Below are 23208 nucleotides of genomic sequence, written 5' to 3'. Positions count from 1 at the left end.
CCTCAGTCCGCGTGAAACAGGGGCAGCACATGCTCGGCCATCTCCGCGATGACTTCTTCGGCCGGGCGTTGCGACGGCTTCATGTTGAGCGCCACGTGGCGCACGCCCAGTTCGCGCTGCGCCTGCCAGTGTTCGATCAGGGCATGGCGGCCGATGCGCACCACATTGTAGTAGCGCCGGGGCGGCGCGTCCTGGTCCTTGTCCAGGTCGAAGAAGGTGGCGTAGCCATACGCGGGCGGCGGCTGCTCGCCCGCATGGTGGCGCAGGCTGGCCAGGATGTCCTGGATCGCTTGATCATCGTCGACGGACCAGATCCACGCATCGACATTGCGCGCCAGCCAGTCGATGGGCTGGCGCGAGCGGCCGATCGCCAGCATGGGCAGGTGCCGGCGCACGGGCTTGGGCAGCAGGTCCAGGGTGCCGTCCAGGGTGCCGTAATGCTGCGTCGTGGCGGCGGGGAAGTCTTGTTCGCTCAGCTGGCGCAGCAGCGCGAAGGCTTCGCGGTAGCGTTCGTCGCGATTGTCGAAATCGGCGCCGAAGGCCGGATATTCGGCCGGGCGGTCGCCCGTCGACAGGCCAAGCAGGAAGCGTCCGCCGCTCAATTGATCCACCGAGGCCGCCTGCTTGGCGACGATGACGGGATCGCGCAAGGGCAGCACGATGCCGGCCGTGCCGATGCTGATGCGTTTGGTGACCGAGGCCAGGAAGCCTGCATACACGAAGGGATCGAATACCTGCCCCGCGTCGCCGAAGGCCGGGTCGAGGAAGGGTACGTCGCGCAGCCAGATGCTGGCAAAGCCCGCATCGTCGACCAGCCTGGCCATGCGTTCATGGTCCTGCAGCGTGGGCACGGGCGTGCCGGGATACGCTTCCAGCGGCGCGATCAGGCCGAAGCTCAGCTTGCCCGGACTGAACACGCGCCGGAATGGGGCGTGCTGCGCCAGGTCCATGTTCGTTCCGGCCGCCGTCATGCGCCCTCCCGTGCGGGCAGTTCCAGATCGTCGCCGGGATGGCCGCCGCCGCCATTGCGCGCGGGCCAGAAGATGTCGAGCTGCGAGCGGCTGATCTGCCAGCGGCCGTCGATGCGGCGGTATTCGTCCGCATACGCACCCAGCAAAATCCACGGGTCGCGCTGCTCCGGCTGGCGCGTGTGCAGGTCGATCAGGTAGCAGCGCCCCTGCGCCGTGTCGGCGTCGAGCAGTTCCACCCAGTGGTTCGTCACGGCGTGCAGGAAAGGGTAGCTGCCGTGGCGCTCCTTGTCGTAGTCGTCGAAGGCCCGCTGCAGGCCGGCGCGGATGGCGTCGCGGCCCCGCCATGCGCCCAGTCCCGCGTTGCAGACGGCGTCCGGCGCGAACAGTTCGGCCGCCTGTGCGATGCGGTTGCCGTCCAATAAATGGCTGTAGCGGATGCGCAGGTTTTTGATGGCTTCCAGGTCCAGCAGTGTTTGCACGTTCATCGTGTGTCCTTTTATTTATTGCGCCGCAAAGGCGGGGTAGTCCGTATAGCCGTTCGCGCCGTGCGGGCCGTAGAAGGTGGCGCGCTCGGCCTGCGCCAGCGGCCAGCCATGGCGCAGGCGCTCGACCAGGTCGGGGTTGGCGATGAACGGGCGGCCAAAGGCGGCCAGGTCGATGCGGCCCTCCTGCAATGCCGCTTCCGCGCTGTCGCCGTCGAAGCCGCCCGCCGAGATCAGCGTGCCTCGGTAGGCGCGGCGGAAGTCGGCCGCGAAGCCAGCGGGAATCGGCGTCTGCCCCAGGGTCAGCTGGTCGCTCGTGTGCACGTAGGCGAGGCCGCGCGCGTTGAGCGCTTCGGCCAGGGCCAGCCAGGTGGCCGCCTCGTCGTCGAACGGCTGCATGTCGTACAGGCGGCCGAATGGCGAGATGCGCACGCCGACGCGCTGCGCGCCCACTTCCGCACTCAGGGCGTCGATGGTGTCGAGGATCAAACGCAGGCGCTTGGAAATCGTGCCGCCATACGCGTCGTCGCGCGTGTTGAGGGCGCCGTTGATGAATTGTTCGAACAGGTAGCCGTTCGCGCCATGCAGTTCGATGCCATCGAAACCGGCGGCCATGGCGCGCCGCGCGGCCAGCACGAAATCGTTGACGATGCGGGGGATGTCGGCGGCGTCCAGGGCGCGCGGCGCGCTGGCGGGGACTTGTCCAGCCACGCCAGGCGACGCCCAGGCAAACGCGGGCGAGTTGTCCGCGCGGCGCGCAACGGACGACACGGGCGCCGCGCCACCGGCTTGCAGCGACGTATGCGACAGGCGGCCCACATGCCACAGCTGGGCGAAGATGCGCCCGCCCCGTGCGTGCACGGCGTCGCACACCTGGCGCCAGCCGGCTTCCTGGGCATCCGTGTACAGGCCGGGCACGAACAGAAAGCCCGTGCCTTCGCGGCTGACGGGGATGCCTTCGCTGATGATCAGGCCAGCCGACGCGCGCTGGGCGTAGTACAGCGCCGTTTGTTCATCGGGCACGCCATCCCTGGCGCGCGAGCGCGTCATGGGCGCCATGACGATGCGGTTGGGCAGGGTCAGTCCTGCGAGGTCATACGGAGTGAAGAGTTTTTTCATGGCCAGTCCTTTCGGTCAAATACGATGCGGTGATACGGGCGCAGGCATTGCCTGTGCCGCCATGCCGTCCATTGTATTTATGAACTGGAAAAAGATAATCTTGGTTTGATTCCATGGACTCGATCCTGTTAGGATTGAATCAGGGAGCGATGGGAGGGGAGGGCTGGAAAACAAAAAAGCCAACCGCGAACGGTTGGCTTCTCTGAAGTATTTGGTAGGCCGTGCGGGATTCGAACCTGCGACCAACGGATTAAAAGTCCGCTGCTCTACCAGCTGAGCTAACGACCCAAAAACTTTGACTACTTACTGCGGTAACGCTGTGCCGTATCAACATGCTTGCCATGCTGACGACTGAATCTTGGTAGGCCGTGCGGGATTCGAACCTGCGACCAACGGATTAAAAGTCCGCTGCTCTACCAGCTGAGCTAACGACCCAAGGGCGGCTATTATGACGGCCAACGGCGGTTTTGGGAAGGGCGGGGGTGGAAAAAACCTTGCGCAGCGCTCGAGGGCGGACTAATATGAGTAGATAGCCTACCTACTTATATATTTCCATGTCCACTACCGAAGACCTTCCTATCCCCGAACGCGCGCTGGCGCTGTCCGATGAATTGCGCACGGCGTTCAAGCGCCTGCTGCGCTCCATGCAGCGCGAAGGGGGCGAGCTGGAAGGCGGCGTGTCGATGATGCAGTACATGCTGCTGGCGCTGATCCACGAGCAGCCCGGCATCGGCGTGGCCGCGCTGGCGCGCCTGCAGAACGTGCGCGGGCCGACCGTCAGCGCGCAGGTCAAGTCGCTGGAAGAGGCGGGTCTCGTCGAGCGCAGCGCGCCCGATCCGCAGGACCGGCGCCGTTCCGGTCTGCACGTGTCCGCGCATGGCCTGGCCATCCTCGACACCTTGCGCGCGCGCCGCCGCGATGCGCTGGCGCGGCGCATCGCCCGCCTGACGCCGCAGCAGGTCGATGCGCTGGCCGCCGCCATGCAGCCGCTGCTCGAGATAGGCCAGGCATGAGCGGCCTTGGCATACCCGCACGCGCAGAGGCGCCATTGACGGAGCGCGAAGTGCGCGCCACCTACCTGGGCCTGATGGCCGTGCTGGGCCTGGGCGCGCTGGACCAGAGCATCGTCGCCACGGCCTTGCCGCGCATCGTCGATGACCTGGGCGGCATGGCGCACCTGTCGTGGGTGGTGACGGCGTATGTGCTGGCCTCGACGGCCACCATGCCCCTGTACGGCAAGCTGGCCGACCAGTACGGCCGCCGCCCCATGATCTTCACGGCCTTGTTGACTTTCCTGCTCGGTTCCGTGCTGTGCGGGCTGGCGCAGAACATGACGGAACTGATCATCTTCCGCGCCATCCAGGGCCTGGGCGCGGGCGGCTTCATGCCGCTGGCGCAGATCATCATCGGCGACATCGTGCCGCCCGCCGAGCGGGGCAAGCGGCAAGGCATGGTGCCCATCGTGTTTGCCGTCACCAGCGTGCTGGGGCCCGTGCTGGGCGGCGTGATCACGGACGCCTTGTCGTGGCACTGGATTTTCTTTGTCAACCTGCCCGTCGGCGCGGCTGCCTTCGTCATCATCGCGCGCGCCATGCGCAAACCCGCGCCCGCGCATGCGCACAAGATCGACTATCTTGGCTCCGCCTTGCTGACGGGCGCCGTCACGGCGGCGCTGCTGGTGCTGGCATTGGGCGGCACCGAGTGGCCATGGGATGCGCTGGCGATCAAGGTGTGCGGCGGCGTCGCCGTGCTACTGGGGATCTGGCTGGCCTTCCACGTGGGACGGGTGGATGAACCCGTGCTGCCGCCCGACCTGTTCGAGAACCGCACCTTCAATATCGCCAGCCTGGTGATGGCCATGACGTTCATGGGCCTGATGGGCGCCAGCGTCTTCTTTCCCCTGTTCTTCCAGCTGGTGATGGGTACCAGTCCCGCCGAATCGGGCGTGATGACGGTGGCGATGATGGTGGGGCTGGTGGCGTCGTCGATGTTCAACGGCCGGGTGCTGTCGCGTTCGGGCAAGTACAAGATGGTGCAGGTGGCGGGTCTGGCCGTGGCGGTCGTGGCGTTTGCCGTGCTGGCCTGGGCCATGGAAACGTCGCGCGGTTACTGGATCATCGAGCCGGCCATCTTCTTCCTCGGCACGGGGCTGGGACTGGTGATGCCGAACATGACGATCGCCGTGCAAAATGCCTTGCCGCTGGCGCGCCGCGGCGTGGGCACGGCCATGCTGGCCTTTTTCCGCTCGCTGGGCGGCTTGCTGGGCGTGACGGCGTCCGGCGCCATCCTCGCCCGCCAGCTGCACCAGCATGGCGTGGAAGCCGTCTCGGCGCTGGGTGCGCAGGCGGCAGTGCAGACGGTGGAGGTGTACCGGCATGCGATCGCCAGCGTGTTTGGCGCCGGCGCCGTGCTGCTGCTGGTGGGACTGGTCTTCCTGCTGTTCCTGCCGGAACTGCCCCTGGAGGGGCATCCGGCGACGGTGAAGGATGATCAGTAGCGTTCCAGCCAGTGCGCGTAGGGCGCCGGCAGGGTCCACGAGGCGCGTTCCACGCCGAGTTCCTTGGCGGCAAAATATGCCCAGTGCGGGTTGGCCAGGTGCGCCTTGCCGACCATCACCACGTCCAGCTGCTCTTCCTTGACGACACGCTCGGCGATGGCCGGCGTGCCGAAGCCCCAGGCGGACGAGACGGGCACGCCCGCTTCGCGGCGCACGCGCTCGGCGATCGGGCCCATGAAGGCCGGACCCCACGGAATCGCCACGTCGGGAATGGTGAAGCCCATGCTGACGCTGAGCATATCCATGCCGGCATCCTTGAACTGGCGCACGAGGGCCATCGATTCGAGCAGGGTTTGCTCGTCGCGGCCGTCGAATTCCAGCACGCCGAAGCGGATGGTCAGCGGCAGGTGCTCGGGCCACACTTCACGCACGGCTTTCAAGGTTTCCAGCAGGAAGCGGCTGCGGTTTTCCAGGCTGCCGCCATAGATATCGTCGCGCCGGTTCGAGTGGGCGGAAAAGAAGCTTTGCGCCAGGTAGCCGTGGGCGAAGTGCAGCTCCAGCCATTCGAAGCCCACTTCGCGGGCGCGCACGGCCGCGTCGACGAAGTTCTGTTTCACGCGGGCAATATCGTCGAGGTCCATGGCGCGCGGCACTTTCGGCAGGCCGCCGCCAAAGGCGATGGCGGACGGGGCGATGGTTTGCCAGCCGCGCGAGTCTCCTTCGGCAATATGGTCGTCGCCTTCCCAGGGACGGTTGGCGCTGGCCTTGCGGCCCGCGTGGGCGATCTGGATGCCGGGAACGGAGCCGGCCGCCTTGATGGCTTTCACGACGGGCACGAAGGCTTGCGCCAGGTCATCGTTCCAGATGCCCGTGCAGCCGGGCGTGATGCGGCCTTCGGGCGCCACGGCCGTCGCTTCGACGATCACCAGGCCCGCGCCGCCACGCGCCATGCCCGCGTAATGCGACAGATGCCAGTCGTTGGCCTGGCCATCGACGGCCATGTACTGGCACATGGGCGGCACGGCGATACGGTTGCGCAGGGTGATGCCTTTGAGGGTGTAGGGCTGGAAGAGGGCGGACATGGTGGCCTTTGTGTTTGTTGGTAGAAATGTCAGGGAATTCTGATTCGGTAGTTCGTAAATATTCGAATAATGGAATTAGTATAGCGCATGCTGTATGATTCTGCTCATGCGCCCACACAAACATCCTCCCGCCAGCGAATTCGTCCTCGAGCGCGTGCTGTACGCCTTGAGCGATAGCATCCGCCTCGACATCGTGCGCCACCTGGCCAGAGTCGACGCGGCCGCTTGCGGCGACCTCGACGGCGGACGGCCGAAATCGACCGTTTCCCACCATTTCAAGGTCTTGCGCGAAGCGGGCCTCGTCTACACGGAAAACGCGGGCACGACGCACATGAACACCTTGCGCCGCGCCGATATCGAGAGCCGCTTCCCCGGCTTGCTGGACGCGATCCTGGCGCAGCAGCCCTTGGTGTCCGAGCCGCCGCAGGCGGAAAAGCCGACAGTTTAGCCGCCTGCCGTACCCCGCCATTTTCCAGGCTCGGCTATCATATCGGCCTTTCGGTAAATCCTCAGCCGTGCGCCTGTTGCGCGATGGGCTGGCGACACTGCCTGGCATGGCAAGGGATGGGAATGACGGCAGCAGCAGTGGTATCACAGGCGGACCTGGCACATCGTCCGCAGTTTGGCTGGATCAATGGTTTGAAGGCAGGCGCGGCGCAGTTGATCGTGTTGCATCACCTGGCGTTTTACGGCCCCATGTCCGACTACGTGCAACCCCTGTTGCCCGAGCTGCTAGGCTGGCTGGGCGGCAGCGCGCGCATCGCCGTGCAAGTGTTTCTCGTCATCGGCGGCTTTCTCGTCGCCAAATCCCTGTCGCCCGCCGGCCGCCCCGGCATTGCCGCGCCGCTGCAGGCGATCTGGCGCCGCTACGCCAAGCTGGCGCCGCCTTTCCTGGCCGCCACCTTGCTCGCGGCCATCGTCACGCCCGTGGCCGGCATCTGGATGCTGCACGATTCCATGTCGGCCGCTGTCACCCTGGGCCAGCTGAGCGCCCATGCCTTGCTGCTGCACGGCGTGCTCGGCTATGAGTCGCTGTCGGCCGGCGCCTGGTACGTGGCCATCGATTTCCAGCTGTACTTGCTGACGGTAGCGTTGCTGTGGCTGGGCGGCCGCCTGGCGGGCCAGCGGCGCGGGCATTGGCTGATGCCGCTGGCCGTCACTGCGGGCATCACTTTTTCCTTGCTGTATTTCAATCTCGACGCGGGCTGGGACAATTGGGCGCCGTATTTCTTCGGCAGCTACGGTCTCGGCATGCTGGCCTGGTGGGCCAGCGATCCGGCCCGCAAACCCGGCGCCATGACCGCGCTCATGGCCATGGCCGCCGTGCCCGTCCTGCTGGCCCTGGCCGTCGACTACCGCAGCCGCATCGCCCTGGCGCTGATCGTCGCCTGCGCCCTGTTCCTGTTCGGCCGCGCCCGCACGCCGTCCCAGGGCGGCGCCTGGAATGTCATCAACGCCCTCGGACGCATCTCGTATGCCGTGTTTCTCGTCCACTTTCCCGTCAGCCTGCTGGTCAATGCGCTGTTTATCAGCTATGTCCCGCTTGAGCCGGAGTGGCAGGCGCTGGGCATGCTGACGGCCTGGGGCGCCAGCCTGGCGGCCGGCGCCGCGTTTTACCGCTGGGTGGAGGTGCCGCTGGGGCGGGCGATGGGCAGCGTGGTGGCGCATCTGGCCGGGAGGCCGGCGCTGGTGTCGCGTTAAGGGTGGTGATGTAGCCGTCCCGATGGCGCCCTTGTTCGCGAAACAGGGCTGGCTGTTTCTATTATTTGTTACTACAATAAATAATGAGAATCACTTTTGATGCTGTCAAGCGTGAAAGGGCGCTCAGGGAGTGTGGTCTCGACCTTGCGCGTGCGCGTGTAGTGTTTGACGGCCTCACCATTACGCTGCCGGACCAGCGCCAGGACTACGGCGAACCCCGCTTCATCACTGCAGGTTGGCTTGACGAGCGCCTGGTTGTACTGGTCTGGACGCCGCGTGGCCGGGCGCGCAGAATCATCAGCATGAGGAAGGCAAATGAACGCGAAATCGACAAATACAAGCAAAGCCTGGGCTGATCCGGACGATGCGCCTGAATTGACGGACGGTTTTTTCGAGCAGGGTGTCTGGCAAGTGGGCGATAAGCCCGTTTCCCGTCCCGAGGCGCAGCAGGAGGCGGTACGCCGCCGCGGCAGACCCGCTGGCACCGGTGGCAAGGTCAGCACGACCATACGCTTCGATGCCGACATCCTCGAAGCCTTCAAGGCCACCGGCGATGGGTGGCAAACACGCATGAATGATGCGTTGAAGGAGTGGCTGCGATCCAGGTAAGCCTAGAAAATAAAAAAGCCAACCGCGAACGGTTGGCTTCTTCATAGTATTTGGTAGGCCGTGCGGGATTCGAACCTGCGACCAACGGATTAAAAGTCCGCTGCTCTACCAGCTGAGCTAACGACCCAAAAACTTTTTACAACAACTTCGGTAACACTGTGCCGTAAAAAAATGCTTGCTATAACAACTCGCAAGCAGATCAGTACTGCGTATTCGTGGTAGGCCGTGCGGGATTCGAACCTGCGACCAACGGATTAAAAGTCCGCTGCTCTACCAGCTGAGCTAACGACCCGAAGAAGAAAGATTATAGGGGGTGCCCGGGATTCTGTCAAACCTAACGGGCAACTTTTTCCCCGCTTTTACTTTTTGCCGCCCCGTTCCTTGGCCGCCTGGGCCGCGCTGGAGTCCGGGTAGCGCGAGATCAGGGCGTTCAGCGTCTTGGTCGCGTTCGGCTTGTCTTTCAGCTCCGTGTAGCAGCTGGCGATGTTGAGCATGGCGTCGGGCGCTTTCGGGCTGTCCGGGTAGTGTTTCAGCACGGCCTGCTGGGCCGTGATGGCGCTCTTGCAGTCGCGCTGGGCGTAATAGGCGTTGCCCAGCCAGTATTGCGCGTTGGCCGCATAGGCCGATTCCGGATAGCGTTTCACGAAGCCGTCCAGGGCCGTCACGGCGCCCTTGTAATCGCCCGACTTGAACAGGCCGAACGCGGATTCGTACGCGCTTTGCTCGGACACGCCCACGGCCGCTTCCTGGCCGTCGATGGTGACCTGGCGCGGTTCGAGCTTGCGCAGGCGCGCGTCGATATCGGTGTAGAAATCCTTCTGGCGCTTTTGCGTGTTTGCCAGGTCGTTGCCCAGCACTTCGATCTGGCCGCGCAGGCGGGCGATCTCCTGCATGGTCTGGTCGTGCTGGTTGAGCAGGCTCAAGGTGCTGGTCTTGTCCGCCTTGGCGTCGATGCGGCTGTTCAGGTCGCGCGCCATGGCGTCGACCTTGGCGCGCAGCTCGAGGATGGCCTTGCGTGCTTCGTCGTCATCGAACAGGGCGGCGTTGGCGTGCAGGGGCAGGTAGGCAAACGCGGCCATCAAGGCGGCGGCGACGCCGGCTTTCGAGAATGTCATCATGAGTCGGGCTTTCAAAAGTTACGCAAACATGCAAACGGGGCGCCGGGCGGTGAATCACCGCGCTGCGCCCCATTATTATGCCTATGACTGGCCAGTTAGGTAAGCGTCAATGCTGCCGCGCTCACCCCTGAACATCAATAAACGATGTCAGCGCGGCGGTTTTCTGCCCATGCTGCTTCGTTGCTGCCTTGAGCTTTAGGCTTTTCTTTGCCCAGCGACACGGCTTCCATTTGGCCTTCTGGCACGCCCAGGGCTGCCATCGACTTGCGCACGGCTTCAGCACGTTTCTGGCCCAGGGCCAGGTTGTACTCAGCGCCACCGCGTTCATCGGTGTTACCTTGGATCAGGATCTTGCGGCTAGGCGTTTTCACCAGGTAGCCAGCGTGGTTTTGCACGACTGGGGTGTCCGCTTCGCGCACGACGTATTTGTCGAAGTCGAAGTAGATGCTGCGGTTAGCCAGCACGCCTTTTGGATCGTCCAGTGGATCGACCGATGCGGTCGTTACTGGCTGAACTTGACGGGTGTCAACTGGAGCGACGACTTTTTCAGGAGCGCGCTCAACCACTGGGGTCTCTGCGACTTTGACTGGGGTGCTGCAGGCGGACAGCAGGGCTGCGGTAGCGGCGATGAAAGCCAAACTTTTAAAGTTACTCATTTTTATTCTCCGGGTCATGGTTAAAGGTGAAACTGTACAGCATTTACTTCATAAAAGGACCCCAGGTGGGCTCCTTGATATTGCCAGCTTGCGTAGTCAAACGCTGTTTGACGCGGCCATCCACCGATACCACTGCCAGCGACTTGCGTCGTCCGGATTCGGTCGCGTACATGATATATTTCCCGTTGGGCGAAAAGCTCGGTGATTCGTCGTTGGCGGTGTCCGACAGGCGCAGTTCCTGGCCACTAGCCAGGTCGAGCGCGTAGAGCTGGAAATTGCCGTCGCGACGGGAAATATAAGCGAGTGTCTTCCCGTCGGACGAAATCCGCGGGCTGATGTTGTAGGAGCCGCCAAACGTCACGCGCTTGGCTTCGCCACCGCTGGTCGACATGCGGTAGATTTGTGGTCCGCCGCTACGATCGCTGGTGAAATAAATGCTTTGGCCATCGGCCGAGAATTGGGGTTCCGTATCGATGCCGCTGCTGGTGCTGACGCGGCGCAAGCCGCTGCCGTCGGCATTGACGGTGTAGACCTGGGTATGGCCGTCGCGCGACAGGGCCACGGCCAGGCGCGAGCCGTCCGGGCTCCAGCTCGGCGCCGAGTTGCTGCCTTTTTCATTCGACACGATGGTGCGCTGGCGCGTCACCAGGTTTTGCACGTAGACGATGGGCTTTTTCTTTTCGAACGACACATACGCGACCTTGGTGCCGTCCGGCGACCACGACGGCGAAATGATCGGCTCGTTCGAACGCAGGGCGACCTGGATGCCTTCGCCATCGGCGTCGGCCACTTCCAGGCGGTATTCGCGGCCCGATTGCGTGACGTAGGCGATGCGCGTGGCGAACGCGCCTTTGACGCCCGTCAACTTTTCATAGATGTCGTCGGCGATCTTGTGCGCCAGCAAGCGGTTGAATTGCGGCGCGGCCGCATTGTTCATGCTGGAGATCTGGGCGCCCTTGATGGTATCGAACAGCTTGTAGCGCACGTCCAGGCGGCCATCGGCCATGCTTTGCACGGTGCCGGCCGCCAGGGCGTCGGCGCCGCGCGATTTCCACTGCTCGTAGCTGACGGGCGCCGTTTCCGATACGGGCGCATCGGCGTCGATCAGCTTGAACACGCCGCTGCGCGCCAGGTCGGCCTTGATAATGCCCGACAGCGACTGCGGCGCCGCCGATTCATTGACGAAGCTGGCGACAGCCACCGGGATCTGGTTGCTGCCGATCCCCGTAATCTCCACGCGCAGCTGCGCCTGGGCGCCGGAGGCTCCCAGCATCAGGCCGGCGCAGAGCACGACATAGCTCATTTTTTTCATGGTCATCATTTAGGCAAATCCTTCATCTCGAATATGAGTTCAATCTCGCGTTCCACGGTGCCGTCTTTTTTCTTCGGCAGTGGCGACGATTTATTAATGGCGTTTTCCACCGAGCTGTCATACGCCGGCAGGCCGCTACTTTTAATCTTTCGGACCGAAATAATTTCCCCAGTTGGCAGTTGCTCGATCTTGAACACGGCGCGCGGGTTGCCCGGCACGTCCGTGCTACCGCTGTACGCGATATTGCTCTTGATCTTGCTCGTCAGGGCAGCGACATAGCCGCTGTCCTTGCGTGGCGCGGTCGCTTTCGCGGCCGTACCTGTTGTGCCATTGCCTGCCTGCGCCATCATCCGCTTCATGTCATCGGCACGCAATTTGTCGGCTGCCGCTTTTTCAGCAGCCGCTTTTTTCGCCTTGGCCGCTTTTTCCGCTGCCGCTTTTTTATCGGACAGTTCTTTCTCGGCTTTTTCTTCCGCCGCTTTTTCTTTCTCTTTGGCTTGCTTGGCTTTCTCCAGCTTGTCGGCCTTTTCTTTTTCCAGCTTTTCAGCCTTGTCTTTTTCTTTTTGCTTCTGTTTTTCCAGTTCGCGCTTTTCTTCCTCGCGTTCCTTCAATTCCTGCTTGCGGCGTTCTTCCGCTGCCGCTTTCTCTTTTTCTTCTTTCAGCTTGGCCTTCTTGCGTTCGAGGGCGATCTCCGCCTCGCGCAGGTCGACCTTCGGCTCGGGCGCTGCCACGGGCGGCGGTGGCGGCGGGGCCGGCTGTTCCACTTGCGGTTCCGGCGGCGGCGCCGGTGTCGGCTCCGGTTCCGTCGCCACTTCGGGCGGCGGCGCGGCCGTCTGCACTTTCAGGTCCCACACTTCCGCTTCGACAGCGACAGGTTCCGTATTTTGCCAGTGTACGCCCACCCACAGGAAAAACAGCAGGCCAAGGTGCATCGCCAGCGCCAGGCCCAGCGAGGGCCAGCGGCTGCGTTCGCGCGGCACGCTGTAGGGCTTGCCGAGTACATGGTCGATTTGTTTGGTCTGCAAAGTCTAGTCTATCTAAAAACGGTCAAGTCTGGAAACAGGGTGCTGCGCTTACTTGGTGGCCAGGCCGACGCGGGTAATGCCCATTTTTTTTGCTTCCGAAATGAGCTGGATCACATCGTCGTACTTGCTTTCCTTGTCGCCCGCGATCATCACGGGATAGTCGGGATTGCTTTCGTGCAAACCGCGCAGCTTGCGCAGCAGGGCGTCGCGGTTCGGTTCCGTTTCCGGCGACAGCTGTTCCTTGCCGATGACGCCGATCGACAGCGAACCATTCGGCTTCAGCACGATCTGAATATAGTCATCGGGCGGTTTCGCCGACTTTTCCGCGTTGGGCAAGTTCACCACGCTGGGATTGTTCGACGACGGCATCACCATGAAAATGATCAGCAGCACCAGCATCACGTCGATATACGGCACGACGTTGATCTCGGACTTGAACTTGCGGCCACGACCACCGCGCATGCCGCCACTATTAAAGGAGGAACCCATGGACCTTGCTCCCTCTTAGCGCGACTGGCGCTGCAAGATGTTGGAGAATTCCTCGACGAAGCTCTCGAAGCGGATCGCCAGGCGGTCGATGTCATGCGAAAAACGGTTGTAGGCGACGACGGCGGGAATGGCCGCGAACAGGCCGATGGCGGTGGCGATCAGCGCTTCGGCAATGCCGGGCGCGACGGCGGCCAGGGTGGCTTGCTGCACGTTGGCCAGGCCGCGGAAGGCATTCATGATGCCCCAGACGGTACCGAGCAGGCCGATGTACGGCGAGACGGAGCCGACGGACGCGAGGAAGGCCAGGTGCGATTCGAGCACGTCCATTTCACGCTGGAAGGCGGCACGCATGGCGCGGCGTGCGCCGTCGAGCACGGCGCCGACGTCCAGCGCTTCGCGCGAGCCGTAGGAAGCCTTGCCCTTGATGAATTCGCCCATGCCGGCGTCGAAGATGCGGGCCAGCGCGCCGCTCTGGTCGCGGTTGCCGCTGGCGTTCTGGTGCAGCGCATGCAGGTTGCCGCCGGCCCAGAAGCTGCGTTCGAATTCGATGGTTTGCTTGCGCGCCTGGCGCACGGCAAACATCTTGCGGAAAATGTAGGTCCAGCTGGTCAGGGAAATCAGCAGCAGCAGGGCCATGATCAGTTGCACGATCAAATGGGCATTGGAGATGAGCGCGAGGAAAGAAAGATCTTGTGTAACGTTCATTGGCTGGCAGTCTGTTGGGTGAATTGTCCGGAGGTGGCGGGTAGGGCTCAGGCGGCGCGCATGCGGGCCGCGACTGCATCAGGCACGGCGCGCGGGCGCAGTGCCGAATCGACGCAGCCGATCTTGACGCGGGCCGTGTTGAGCAGGCGGTCGCCGCACCAGGCTTGTTGCAGGAAGACGATGGAGGCACGCCCCATTTTTTCTATGCTTAAGGTTAATCTTACCGTGTCATCGAGCCTGGCTGGCGCATGATAGTCGGCGTTGACGCTTTTGACAACGAACATCGCGTCATGCTGTTCCAGCAATGCCTGCTGGCCCACGTCGATGGCGCGCAGCCATTCGGTGCGCGCGCGCTCGAAGAATTTCAGGTAGTTAGCGTAATAGACGATGCCGCCGGCGTCGGTGTCTTCATAGTAGACACGTACGTTCCAGGTAAAGACTGAAGGCATGTTTATTGCGCCAGTAGTGAGATTGAGCAACATTTTACGCGATTTTTCTTCTTGTGACTGTGGGCGCTTGCTGGAAAGCCATGCAAAAGCTGCATATAAGTTGCACCGCAGCATTGTAAATCCGGCGTGTGCAATGGCAAGCTTCGTAACATACGCTTACATGCCATGGTCAGGTTTAAGCCCAGCTTAAAAGCGGCGGCCATCCCCGGGGCTGCCTGTGGCCGCGCCCGGGCTGCGATAGCGCGCGGCGATTATAGCCGCACGGTTGCATTCCTTGCTCAATTTGGGTACTTAACTTACAATTTGACTTCCATTACGTCTCACGTGACTGGCGAAAAGTCGGGCGATCTCCATGAATGGCGGTCGGCAAACCGGCGAAAGGTGGGCACCCACCGGGAAACGTGAGATTTTTCATCAGCCGTTCGCCTGGGTAGCCACTATGGAAAAGCACGAAGAGGCTGCCTGTCCAATGTTGTTATTCACTTAACGCCGGCTCCCCTCATTCGATCCAACCTGCCAGTACAAGCACCCTCATACTTGGAGTTTTTACATGTTTGCAAAAGATCACAACCTCGCCAACGTCGATCCTGAATTGTTCGCCGTCATTCAAAAAGAGAACACGCGCCAGCACGACCACATCGAACTGATCGCGTCGGAAAACTACACGTCGCCAGCCGTAATGGAAGCGCAAGGCTCGCAGCTGACGAACAAGTACGCCGAAGGCTATCCAGGCAAGCGCTACTACGGCGGCTGCGAATACGTCGACGTGGCCGAGCAACTGGCCATCGACCGCGTGAAACAGCTGTTTGGCGCCGAATGCGCAAACGTGCAGCCGAATTCCGGCTCGCAGGCGAACCAGGGCGTGTTCTTCGCCATGTTGAAACCAGGCGACCTGATCATGGGTATGTCGCTGGCCGAAGGCGGTCACCTGACCCACGGCATGCCGCTGAACATGTCCGGCAAATGGTTTGACGTCGTTTCCTACGGCTTGACGGCGGAAGAAGACATCGACTACGAGGCAATGGAACGCCTGGCCCGCGAACGCAAGCCCAAGCTGATCATCGCCGGCGCGTCGGCATTCTCGAAAAAGATCGACTTCGAACGCTTCAGCAAGATCGCCAAGGAAGTGGGCGCCTACTTCATGGTCGACATGGCCCACTACGCCGGCTTGATCGCCGCCGGCCTGTACCCGAACCCGGTGCCGTTCGCCGACTTCGTCACCTCGACCACGCACAAATCGTTGCGCGGCCCGCGCGGCGGCATCATCCTGATGAAGGCCGAACACGAAAAAGCCATCAACTCGGCCATCTTCCCTGGCATCCAGGGCGGCCCGCTGATGCACGTGATCGCCGGCAAGGCCGTCGCCTTCAAGGAAGCGCTGAGCCCTGAATTCGTCGAATACCAGAAGCAAGTGATCAAGAACGCCGACGTGCTGGCGAAAACCCTGATCAAGCGCGGCCTGCGCATCGTGTCCGGCGGCACCGAATCGCACGTCATGCTGGTCGACCTGCGCGCCAAGAACCTGACGGGCAAGGAAGCCGAAGCCATCCTCGGTTCCGCGCACATCACCTGCAACAAGAACGGCATCCCGAACGACCCGCAAAAACCGTTCGTCACCTCGGGCATCCGCCTGGGCAGCCCGGCGATGACGACGCGCGGTTTCAAGGAAGCGCAAGCGGAAGAAGTGGGCAACCTGATCGCCGACGTGCTGGACAATCCGCATGACGCCGCCACCATCGAGCGCGTGAAAGCGGCCGTGAAAGTACTGGCCGACGCGCACCCTGTGTACGCAGCTTAAGAGCCTGTTCCGGTGAAGGAATACATCTACAGCAGACAGCCCCTCGGAAGCGGGTACTGCGTTGCTCGTCGTAGCATGGCTAGCCATGCGTCCTCCTCGCGCCTTGTCCGCGCGACCGATGAGCAATCTGCTGCAGACGCTCCTTACCGGAATAGTCGCTAATTATTTGTCCAGAATGTGTCATACGGAGTAAGATTCTGTATGACACATTCCAGTCGTGCCCAAGGGCGCCCGGAGTGATTCGGGCGCCCTTTGTACAAGGGCGGCGATTTCCCGTAATTATTACTATAAAGTTGTAGCCAGCCCATGAAATGTCCATTTTGCCAGCACGGCGACACCCAGGTTCTCGATACGCGCGTATCGGAGGAAGGGGATGCCATTCGGCGCCGCCGCCGCTGCGGCAAATGCGACAAGCGTTTTACCACGTACGAACGCATTGAACTTATCATGCCGGCCGTCGTCAAAAAGAATGGCAGCCGGACGGAGTTCGCTGCGGATAAGTTGCGCGGCAGTTTGATGCTGGCCTTGCGTAAGCGTCCCGTCGCGGCCGCCTCTGTGGATACGGCCATCGCGTCCATCCAGGAAAAGCTGCTCACCAGCGGCTTGCGCGAAGTCGAATCCGGCTATATCGGCGAACTCGTCATGCAGGAACTCAAGCGCCTGGACAAGATCGCCTACATCCGCTTTGCCTCCGTCTACAAGAATTTCGAAGACCTGGCCGAGTTCCAGGACGCGATCGCCGAAGTGGGCCAGGCGCGCAAGCCCTGACGCTTACCCGGACATTCACTTTGCCGACAATGGGGCCGCTCCTGCGCCCCGTGTTCACCATGCCAGCGCTTGCCTGGCAAGCGGTCTGATCAATCCCACCGCCGTTCTTCTCGACTTATCATCGTCCTGTTTGCGCTAGCGCAGACGCGGGTTTTTGCGCGCGCCTATCTTGTAGCTGGGCCGCCTGTTCCTGCGGCTCTTTCTGCGGAAGGGAGTAGCGCATGCGCAAGGGCGGTCGCACTATGTTTTCTGCGGGTGGCAGCAGCCTCGTCGAAGTGCTGGTGTCGCTGCTGCTGTTGGCGCTGGGCCTGCTGGGCGCCAGCATCCTGCAATTGAACGCCCTGCGCGCGCGCCACGAGTCGGCGCTGCTGTCGGCGGGCGTGCAACTGGCCGCCGGCATGGCCGAGCGCATGCGCGCGAACAACGTGCTCATGAATGGCCCCGATGCGGGCAATCCCTACCTGAACGTGGCATATGCGGCGGCGGACGGCGCCGAAGCTGGCGGCGGCGCGCCGGACTGTCTTGGCGTTGCCGCCTGCAGCGCGGCCGAGCTGGCGCAATTCGACATCGCCGAATGGAAGCAGGGGCTGCATGCGGCCTTGCCCGGCGCGCGCCTGCGCATCTGCCGCGACCTTGCCGCGTGGGATGCCGCCGCCCAGGGCTTGCAGTGGGCGTGCAGCGGCGGCAAGGGGGCGCCCATCGTCATCAAGCTGGGCTGGCGCGGCCGCCTGCCCGATGGCTCGCCCGCCGTGAATGCGGCAGGCGAGTCGCTGCCCAGGCTGGCTTTCCAGCTGGGCGGGGGCGGCGCATGAACGGCGGGCATCGTGGCATGAGCCTGGTCGAATTGCTGGTGGCCCTGTCGCTCGGTGCGCTGTTGATGCTGGCCGCCAGTAGCGTGCTGCTGGCGGCCAGCGGCAGCTATGGCGACCAGTCCGCCAGCGCACGCCTGGATGACAACGCCCGCTATGCGCTCGATGCCATCGCCCGCGCCGTGCGCCAGACGGCGTATGTGAATTGGGACAGCGGCGCCGCGCCCGTTGCCCATGCGGATTACGACAGCGCGAATATCGCCGGGCTTGACGCGCGCAGCCTGGGCAAGAACAGCGACGGCATCAGCGGCGCGCTGCCCGGCGCCCTGCATGGCAGCGACGTGCTGGCCCTGCGCTATTACGGCGCCGGCAAGGAAGAGGGCGGCGACGGTTCCGTCCTCAATTGCGCCGGCTTTGGCGTGGGCGCCGCGCAAACGGAGGCGCAGCGGGGCTGGAGCATCTTCTACGTGGCGCAGGGCGCCGATGGCGAAGGCGAGCTGCGCTGCAAATACCGGGGTGCGAACGGCTGGGGCGCGGACGCCGTCATCCGTGGCGTCGATGCTTTCCAGGTGCTGTATGGCCTCGACACGGATACGCCGCCTGACGGCGTGGCGAACCGCTATGTCAACGCCAGCACGCTCGACGCCTACGATGCGGCGCTGCTGCTGGAGGGGGCGGACGCGGCTGCGCGCCAGCGCGATTTTCAACGGCGCACGCACTGGAAACGCGTGGCCAGCGTGCGCGTGGCGCTGTTGCTGCATGGCGAGGCGGGACAGGCCGACAAGATGGCGGAACTGGGGCCGGCGCAGTTCGACCTGTTCGGCAAGGCGTATGCCGAGGCGCATGGCGCCGGCGACACGGGCGTGCGCATCGCGCGCGCGTCCTTGCCTGCCGCGACGCGTTCGCGGCTGCGGCAACTGGTGCAGACGAGCATCATGCTGCGCAACGGGCCGGCCTAGGCGGGCGGCGCGATGGCTGGCGCGGGCGTCCGCTGTCGCGTGCCTTGGCGCCCACCTTGTGCGCGATGCGGCGGCGCCACCCTCGTGTATGTGCTGTGCCTGCTGGTGATCATCTTGTTGCTGGGCATATCGGCGGCGCAGATGGCCTTGCAGGGAGAAAAGGCGGCGCGCGGCGAGCGCGACCGGCAGATCGCGTTTCAGGCGGCGGAGGAGGCTCTGGTGGATGCGCAGAACGATATCGAAGGCTTTCCCGGCGCGCCGGGACGCAGCAGCCTATTCGCACCAGGCAGTGCGGCCGGGTTCGCGGACGGCTGCGGCGAGGGAGGCGCACTGGGTCTGTGCCTGCCCGCGGCCCCGGAGGCGCCGGCCCTCTGGTTGAGCATGGACCTCGATGGCGCCGAAGGAAGCAGCCGCGCCGTGCCGTATGGCCAGTTTACGGGCGCCGTCATGCAGACGGGGCAGGGTTTCCTGCCGTCGCGCCGGCCCCGCTACCTTATCGAATTGCTGCCGTTTCACCCGCCCGGCGCACAGGCCACGGCAGTAACTGGCGGCCTGGCCACGGAAAGCTATGTGTACCGCATCACGGCCATCGGTTTTGGCGCGCAGGAAAGCACGCAAGTCGTGTTGCAAACTTATTACCGCAAGCAGGCGGCTGGAGCGGGGCCATGAGGGCGTCGTGGTTCATCTTGCCGCCCACTTTGCCGTCCACTTTGTGGCTTGCTTTGCGGTTTGCCCGGCAGCATGCCGGCTGCGTCTGGCTGATGCTGTTGGCCTGTCTGGCCAGCCTCTGTTGCGGCGGCGCCCTTGCCGCCGCCGTCCCGCCGGTGACGCTGGCACGGGCCGACGCGGGCTTGCACGGCGCCAGGGTGCCGCCGAATCTGTTGCTCAACCTGTCCTTCACGCATGCGGCAGCCGCTGCCGCGTATGGCGGCGACTATGCGCCGCAGCGCGAGTACGCAGGGTACTTCCATACGCGCATGTGCTACAGCTATCCGTATCGCAGCAAGGATGGCCTCATGCTGCCGGACTTGCGCGTAGCGACCGCTTACTTCTCCGTGCTGAAACCGGCCGATGCGCTGCACGGTTGCGGCGGCGATAGTTTCAGCGGCAACTTTCTCAACTGGGCCAGCACCAGCATGCTCGACCTCGTCCGCTACGCCCTGACGGGCGGCGACCGCGTCATCGACGAAGTGCGCAAGACGGTGCTGCAGCGCGCCTACCTGCCTGACGCCGACAGCCCCATCGACTTTTTTGCCCACCCCGTCTTTTTCCCGCGCAAGGTCTTGCAGGCCGGCGTGGCGGCGGCGACGCCATTTGCGTTGGCGCAACTGGCCATCGTTTCCTGCCGCAACCGCCTGCTGTTCGGCGACGCCAGCCTTGGCCAGTCTGCGGGCGGCACTTGCGATGCGCCTGGCCTTGCTGCCACGCACGGGGTGTTCCTCGCGCGCGTGCGCGTGTGCGACGCTGACGAGGGGCCGCTGCGCGACGACTTGTGCCTGGCGTATGGCAAGAACTACAAGCCGGTGGGCGCCGTGCAGCGCCATGGCGGCAGGGTGCGCGTGGGCGTGTTTGGTCATTTGAACGGCATGCCCGCCAGCGCCGGCCCCGTGTATGGCGGTGTGCTGCGCGCGCCGCTGGCCCACGTGGGCAGGCAGCGCTGGACGGCGCCCGACTATTTGCCGCAAGACAATGCCGGCGCCGAGTGGAATCCCGCCACCGGCGTATATGTGGCCGAAGCTGCGGCCCAGGGCGCGGGCCTTGGCGGCGGGGTGACCGCTTACATCAATGGCCTGGGCCGCGGCAATGCGGGGCATCCTGGCGCGTACGCCAGGGCGGCGCCGCTGGCCGAATTGCTGTACGAATCGCTGCGCTACCTGCAGGGACGGCAAGCGAGCGCCCCGGTGCCGCCTGCCACGGCCCCGCCTGCCATCGACGACGGCTTGCTGGTCGTGACCCAATGGAGCGACCCGCAAACGGCCAGTTGCCAGCGGCATATCGTCGTCAGCCTCGGCGATGCGGGCATGGCGGGCGACCGTTACGTGCCCGGCAATGTCCCGGTCACTCCCGCCGCATCCGGCGACCGCGCCCGCGCGCCGGACGGTTTTGCGCCGCCGCCGTTCGATGCGATGGCCTGGACGCATGCGGTGGGCAGCCTGGAAAGCGGCGGCACGCCCGGCAATCCCGCACCACGGCCGGAGCTGGCGGCGCTGGAATTGCTGGCCGACGGGGCGGGCGGCGCCAGCTACCATGCGGCGGGCCTGGCCTACTGGTCGCACGTGCAGGCCCTGCGTCCCGGCGGCAAGAACGACGGCGGTGCAAAGGTCGAGCATTATGCGGGCGACTTGCGCCAGGGCGACCCGGCCGGCGAATCTGCCGCCACTCCTGCCTCTACCCCCTTGCTGCTGGCGTCCAAGTATGGCGGCTTTCTCGATGCGAATGGCGACGCCAACCCCTTCAAGAGCGCGACGGGCGGCGCGCTGGATGAATGGAGCCTCGATGGCCGCTGGCCCGGCCATTACTTGCCCGGCAGCGATCCTGCCGCCCTGATCGCGGGACTGCGCGCAGCCTTCGCGGCAGCCGATAAGGGCACCTTGCCGGCGGCGCTCGCAGGACCGGCCCTGATGGCGCTGGCCACCGGCACGGAAGAGGCATACTGGTTCCAGACGCAGCTGCGCCTGGCCGATGGCGGCATGACCTTGTCGCGCACCGCGTTTGCCGTGGGGGCCGATGGCGCATTGCTTCCCGGCAAGCCATGGTGGATTGCCGGTGGACAGGATAAGCCCGTGCCGGATGGCGCGCCTGCGTCCTTGCGTCCCGTCTACACGCTAGACGCCCAGGGCAGCCTGACGCCGCTGGCCTGGAACCGCCTTGATGCAGCGCAGCGCGGCGCATTCGACAGTGGCGATGGCCGGGGCGAGGCGCGCCTGGCGTACCTGTTGGGCCAGCGCACGCACGAGGTGGGCCAGCCAGGCGGCTTCCTGCGGCGCAGGCCAGGCAGCTTGGGCGCGGCGCCATACGGCAATCTGCTGTACGTGGGCGCGCCCGGGCTGGGCATGCCGGGCGCCGGCTATGGCTTGCACCGCCAGGCGCTGCTGCAGCGGCGCAAAATGCTGTACCTGGGCGCCAGCGATGGCTTGCTGCATGCCTTCGATGCGCGCACGGGCAGCGAATTGTTTGCCTATCTGCCGCAAGCGCTGCTGCACCTTGCGCCAGCCGCTGCGAGCACTCACTACAGCTCCGGTCCGCTGCTCGACGGCGCGGCGGCCACGGCGGAAGTGCTGGCGCTGGGACATTGGAAGACGGTGCTGGTGTCGGGCATGGGCGGCGGGGCGCAGGGCGTGTTTGCGCTCGATATCACCGACCCGGCCCGCTTCGCGCAAGACGGGGCGCTGTGGGAATTTACGGACCGCGACGACAGGCTGATGGGCAATGTGCGCGCGCCGCCCGCCTTCGCCCGCATCAATATGGGTGGCAAGGAGGGCGCGCCGGCCTACCGCGACTTTGCCATCGTCGCCAGCGGCTACAACAACCATGTGAACGATGGCAAGGACACGACGGCGCCCGCGTCGGCCGCCGCAATCTTCCTGCTGGCGCTGGACAAGGCCGCCGGCACGCCATGGGTGTTGGGAAGTAATTACTTCCGCCTCAAGGTGCCCGTGGCGAATGGCGGCGGCCACGACGCTGATGCGGGCGCGAACGCGGATGTGGACGCCATGCCCCAGGCGCTGGGTCCGCCCGCCGTGGTGCCGGGCAGCGACGGCGCGCTGGCGTATATGTATGCGGGTGATTTGCAGGGCAATATCTGGCGCCTCGACATGGCTGGCGGGCCGCCGTGGAAGGAGGGGCAGGGACGCAAGCTCGTCTTTGTCGCGCGCGATGCACAGGGCCGGCGCCAGCCCGTGACGCAGCAACTGAGCGTGGCTTACGCGCCCGGCGGCGGCTATGTGCTGCTGTTCGGCACGGGCAAGCTGGTCGAAGCGGCCGATACCTGGCCTTCCGCCTTCCTGTCGCAATCGTTTTATGCCGTGCACGACGATGTGCGCGAGTCATCTTCCACGCGCAGCCGGGCCGACCTGGAGCAGCGCAGCCTGGGCGAGGCGGCGGGCGGCGTGCGCGTCGACGGCGCCGAATTGCGCTACACGGGCAGTGACGCCATGCGCGGCTGGTACCTCGATTTCCTCAATACCGGGCAAACGGGCGAACGCAGCGTCAGCAGTCCCGTGCTGGCCGCCGGCAAGGTGCTGTTCAACACTGTCTTGCCGGGGCGCGATCCTTGCTCCAAGCCGGCCACGCGCCTGTACGTGCTCGATGTGCTGAGCGGTTTTGCCGCCGATGGCGCCGGTGTCGTGCAGGTGGGCGCGCAGACGGGGCGTTTGTTCGATGGCCTGGTGCGCGCGCCGCCGCTGGCGCTCGAACTGAACAGCACGGTGGGCGCCCCGACGGCGGCAGGGCGGGCCGAGGGGCGCAAGGAACTGGCCGTGCTGCAACCGGGCTTGCCCGGCGCGTCCAGCGGGGCGGCGCTCAAGGTCGTCAGCGCGCCGCTGCCGGCCCGGCGCCTCAGCTGGCGGGAAGTGGCGAACTGGCGCGAATTGCACGAGGCGGCCAAGAAAAAATAGCCATGGGCAAGGCCGGTGCAGCGTATCGGCTGGCGCTTTTTGG

23 protein-coding genes, 4 tRNA genes and 1 riboswitch are annotated in these 23208 nt (G+C 64.4%); of the genes, 12 read left to right on the top strand and 15 right to left on the bottom strand.

What is annotated here, in order from left to right:
• Positions 1–2: 2 nt before the first annotated feature.
• The 5 genes from O3298_RS20115 to O3298_RS20095 form a co-directional block, all read right to left on the bottom strand.
• On the bottom strand, positions 3–971 hold the full coding sequence (locus O3298_RS20115; RefSeq protein ID WP_305060353.1) for an LLM class oxidoreductase: 969 nt from the start codon (positions 969–971) through the stop codon (positions 3–5).
• Positions 968–1456 (bottom strand): nuclear transport factor 2 family protein, encoded by a 489-nt coding sequence (locus O3298_RS20110; RefSeq protein ID WP_289918923.1) that lies wholly within the window; start codon positions 1454–1456, stop codon positions 968–970. The genes O3298_RS20115 and O3298_RS20110 overlap by 4 nt, the downstream gene beginning before the upstream one ends.
• Positions 1457–1471: 15 nt before the next feature.
• Positions 1472–2572 carry an alkene reductase gene (locus tag O3298_RS20105; RefSeq protein ID WP_305060352.1) on the bottom strand — a complete coding sequence of 367 codons (1101 nt, stop codon included), beginning with the start codon at positions 2570–2572 and terminating at the stop codon, positions 1472–1474.
• A gap of 212 nt (positions 2573–2784) precedes the next feature.
• Positions 2785–2860, bottom strand: a tRNA-Lys gene (locus O3298_RS20100).
• A gap of 71 nt (positions 2861–2931) precedes the next feature.
• Positions 2932–3007: transfer RNA gene (locus tag O3298_RS20095), tRNA-Lys, on the bottom strand.
• Positions 3008–3126: 119 nt separating this feature from the next.
• Between O3298_RS20095 and O3298_RS20090 the strand changes: the two genes are divergently transcribed.
• Both O3298_RS20090 and O3298_RS20085 read left to right on the top strand, forming a co-directional pair.
• Positions 3127–3585, top strand: a complete 459-nt coding sequence (locus tag O3298_RS20090) for a MarR family winged helix-turn-helix transcriptional regulator (RefSeq protein WP_305060351.1) — start codon at positions 3127–3129, stop codon at positions 3583–3585.
• Positions 3582–5069, top strand: coding sequence for an MDR family MFS transporter (locus O3298_RS20085; RefSeq protein WP_305060350.1), 1488 nt, complete (start codon positions 3582–3584; stop codon positions 5067–5069). Before O3298_RS20090 ends, O3298_RS20085 begins: the two co-directional genes overlap by 4 nt.
• On the opposite strand, the gene O3298_RS20080 is transcribed toward O3298_RS20085, so the two are convergent.
• Positions 5063–6151, bottom strand: coding sequence for an NADH:flavin oxidoreductase/NADH oxidase (locus O3298_RS20080; protein ID WP_305060349.1), 1089 nt, complete (start codon positions 6149–6151; stop codon positions 5063–5065). The genes O3298_RS20085 and O3298_RS20080 overlap by 7 nt on opposite strands.
• Before the next feature lie 106 nt (positions 6152–6257).
• Here O3298_RS20080 and O3298_RS20075 point away from each other — a divergent pair, with 106 nt between their 5' ends.
• The 4 genes from O3298_RS20075 (at position 6258) to O3298_RS20060 (ending at position 8461) form a co-directional block, all read left to right on the top strand.
• On the top strand, positions 6258–6599 hold the full coding sequence (locus tag O3298_RS20075) for a helix-turn-helix transcriptional regulator (protein ID WP_305060348.1): 342 nt from the start codon (positions 6258–6260) through the stop codon (positions 6597–6599).
• 122 nt (positions 6600–6721) lie between these two features.
• Entirely contained in the window at positions 6722–7852 is a 1131-nt protein-coding gene (locus O3298_RS20070; RefSeq protein ID WP_305060347.1) for an acyltransferase, read from the top strand.
• An 83-nt stretch (positions 7853–7935) separates the two neighbouring features.
• Positions 7936–8208 carry a BrnT family toxin gene (locus tag O3298_RS20065; RefSeq protein ID WP_305060346.1) on the top strand — a complete coding sequence of 91 codons (273 nt, stop codon included), beginning with the start codon at positions 7936–7938 and terminating at the stop codon, positions 8206–8208.
• The gene (locus O3298_RS20060; protein ID WP_305060345.1) at positions 8168–8461 is read left to right on the top strand and encodes a BrnA antitoxin family protein; all 294 of its coding nucleotides are present in this window, start codon (positions 8168–8170) and stop codon (positions 8459–8461) included. The genes O3298_RS20065 and O3298_RS20060 overlap by 41 nt, the downstream gene beginning before the upstream one ends.
• Positions 8462–8512: 51 nt before the next feature.
• Here O3298_RS20060 and O3298_RS20055 read toward each other — a convergent pair.
• From O3298_RS20055 to ybgC, 9 genes are all read right to left on the bottom strand, one after another.
• A tRNA-Lys gene (locus O3298_RS20055) sits at positions 8513–8588 on the bottom strand.
• A gap of 89 nt (positions 8589–8677) precedes the next feature.
• Positions 8678–8753, bottom strand: a tRNA-Lys gene (locus O3298_RS20050).
• A 67-nt stretch (positions 8754–8820) separates the two neighbouring features.
• Positions 8821–9579, bottom strand: coding sequence for a tol-pal system protein YbgF (ybgF, locus tag O3298_RS20045; RefSeq protein WP_099664974.1), 759 nt, complete (start codon positions 9577–9579; stop codon positions 8821–8823).
• A gap of 134 nt (positions 9580–9713) precedes the next feature.
• Positions 9714–10235 (bottom strand): peptidoglycan-associated lipoprotein Pal, encoded by a 522-nt coding sequence (pal, locus tag O3298_RS20040; RefSeq protein ID WP_034786578.1) that lies wholly within the window; start codon positions 10233–10235, stop codon positions 9714–9716.
• Between the two features lie 43 nt (positions 10236–10278).
• Positions 10279–11547: a Tol-Pal system beta propeller repeat protein TolB gene (gene tolB, locus O3298_RS20035; RefSeq protein ID WP_369811619.1), complete on the bottom strand. Its 1269-nt coding sequence runs from the start codon at positions 11545–11547 to the stop codon at positions 10279–10281.
• Positions 11548–11552: 5 nt separating this feature from the next.
• Positions 11553–12572: a cell envelope integrity protein TolA gene (gene tolA / locus O3298_RS20030; protein WP_289899311.1), complete on the bottom strand. Its 1020-nt coding sequence runs from the start codon at positions 12570–12572 to the stop codon at positions 11553–11555.
• Between the two features lie 48 nt (positions 12573–12620).
• Complete coding sequence (locus O3298_RS20025) at positions 12621–13061, bottom strand: ExbD/TolR family protein (RefSeq protein WP_223278896.1); 441 nt, start codon at positions 13059–13061, stop codon at positions 12621–12623.
• Between the two features lie 15 nt (positions 13062–13076).
• On the bottom strand, positions 13077–13766 hold the full coding sequence (gene tolQ, locus O3298_RS20020; protein ID WP_034759183.1) for a protein TolQ: 690 nt from the start codon (positions 13764–13766) through the stop codon (positions 13077–13079).
• A 47-nt stretch (positions 13767–13813) separates the two neighbouring features.
• Positions 13814–14215: a tol-pal system-associated acyl-CoA thioesterase gene (ybgC, locus tag O3298_RS20015; RefSeq protein WP_099387060.1), complete on the bottom strand. Its 402-nt coding sequence runs from the start codon at positions 14213–14215 to the stop codon at positions 13814–13816.
• Between the two features lie 314 nt (positions 14216–14529).
• Positions 14530–14654, top strand: a riboswitch (ZMP/ZTP riboswitch).
• A gap of 111 nt (positions 14655–14765) precedes the next feature.
• Between ybgC and glyA the strand changes: the two genes are divergently transcribed.
• The 6 genes from glyA to O3298_RS19985 all read left to right on the top strand — a co-directional run bounded on the left by glyA (position 14766) and on the right by O3298_RS19985 (position 23165).
• Entirely contained in the window at positions 14766–16013 is a 1248-nt protein-coding gene (gene glyA, locus O3298_RS20010; protein ID WP_034786580.1) for a serine hydroxymethyltransferase, read from the top strand.
• 306 nt (positions 16014–16319) lie between these two features.
• Positions 16320–16781, top strand: a complete 462-nt coding sequence (nrdR, locus tag O3298_RS20005; RefSeq protein ID WP_077401309.1) for a transcriptional regulator NrdR — start codon at positions 16320–16322, stop codon at positions 16779–16781.
• Positions 16782–17023: 242 nt separating this feature from the next.
• Complete coding sequence (pilV, locus tag O3298_RS20000; RefSeq protein WP_305060344.1) at positions 17024–17593, top strand: type IV pilus modification protein PilV; 570 nt, start codon at positions 17024–17026, stop codon at positions 17591–17593.
• The gene (locus tag O3298_RS19995; RefSeq protein WP_305060343.1) at positions 17590–18549 is read left to right on the top strand and encodes a PilW family protein; all 960 of its coding nucleotides are present in this window, start codon (positions 17590–17592) and stop codon (positions 18547–18549) included. Before pilV ends, O3298_RS19995 begins: the two co-directional genes overlap by 4 nt.
• Positions 18550–18588: 39 nt before the next feature.
• The gene (locus tag O3298_RS19990; protein WP_305060342.1) at positions 18589–19218 is read left to right on the top strand and encodes a PilX N-terminal domain-containing pilus assembly protein; all 630 of its coding nucleotides are present in this window, start codon (positions 18589–18591) and stop codon (positions 19216–19218) included.
• Positions 19219–19310: 92 nt separating this feature from the next.
• Positions 19311–23165, top strand: a complete 3855-nt coding sequence (locus O3298_RS19985; protein ID WP_305060341.1) for a pilus assembly protein — start codon at positions 19311–19313, stop codon at positions 23163–23165.
• Positions 23166–23208 lie beyond the last annotated feature (43 nt).

The organism is Janthinobacterium sp. SUN137, from assembly GCF_030587265.1.
GTDB lineage: Bacteria > Pseudomonadota > Gammaproteobacteria > Burkholderiales > Burkholderiaceae_D > Janthinobacterium > Janthinobacterium kumbetense.
Note: the sequence above shows the minus strand (reverse complement) of the source record. Positions and strands in the feature narration are given on the sequence as shown.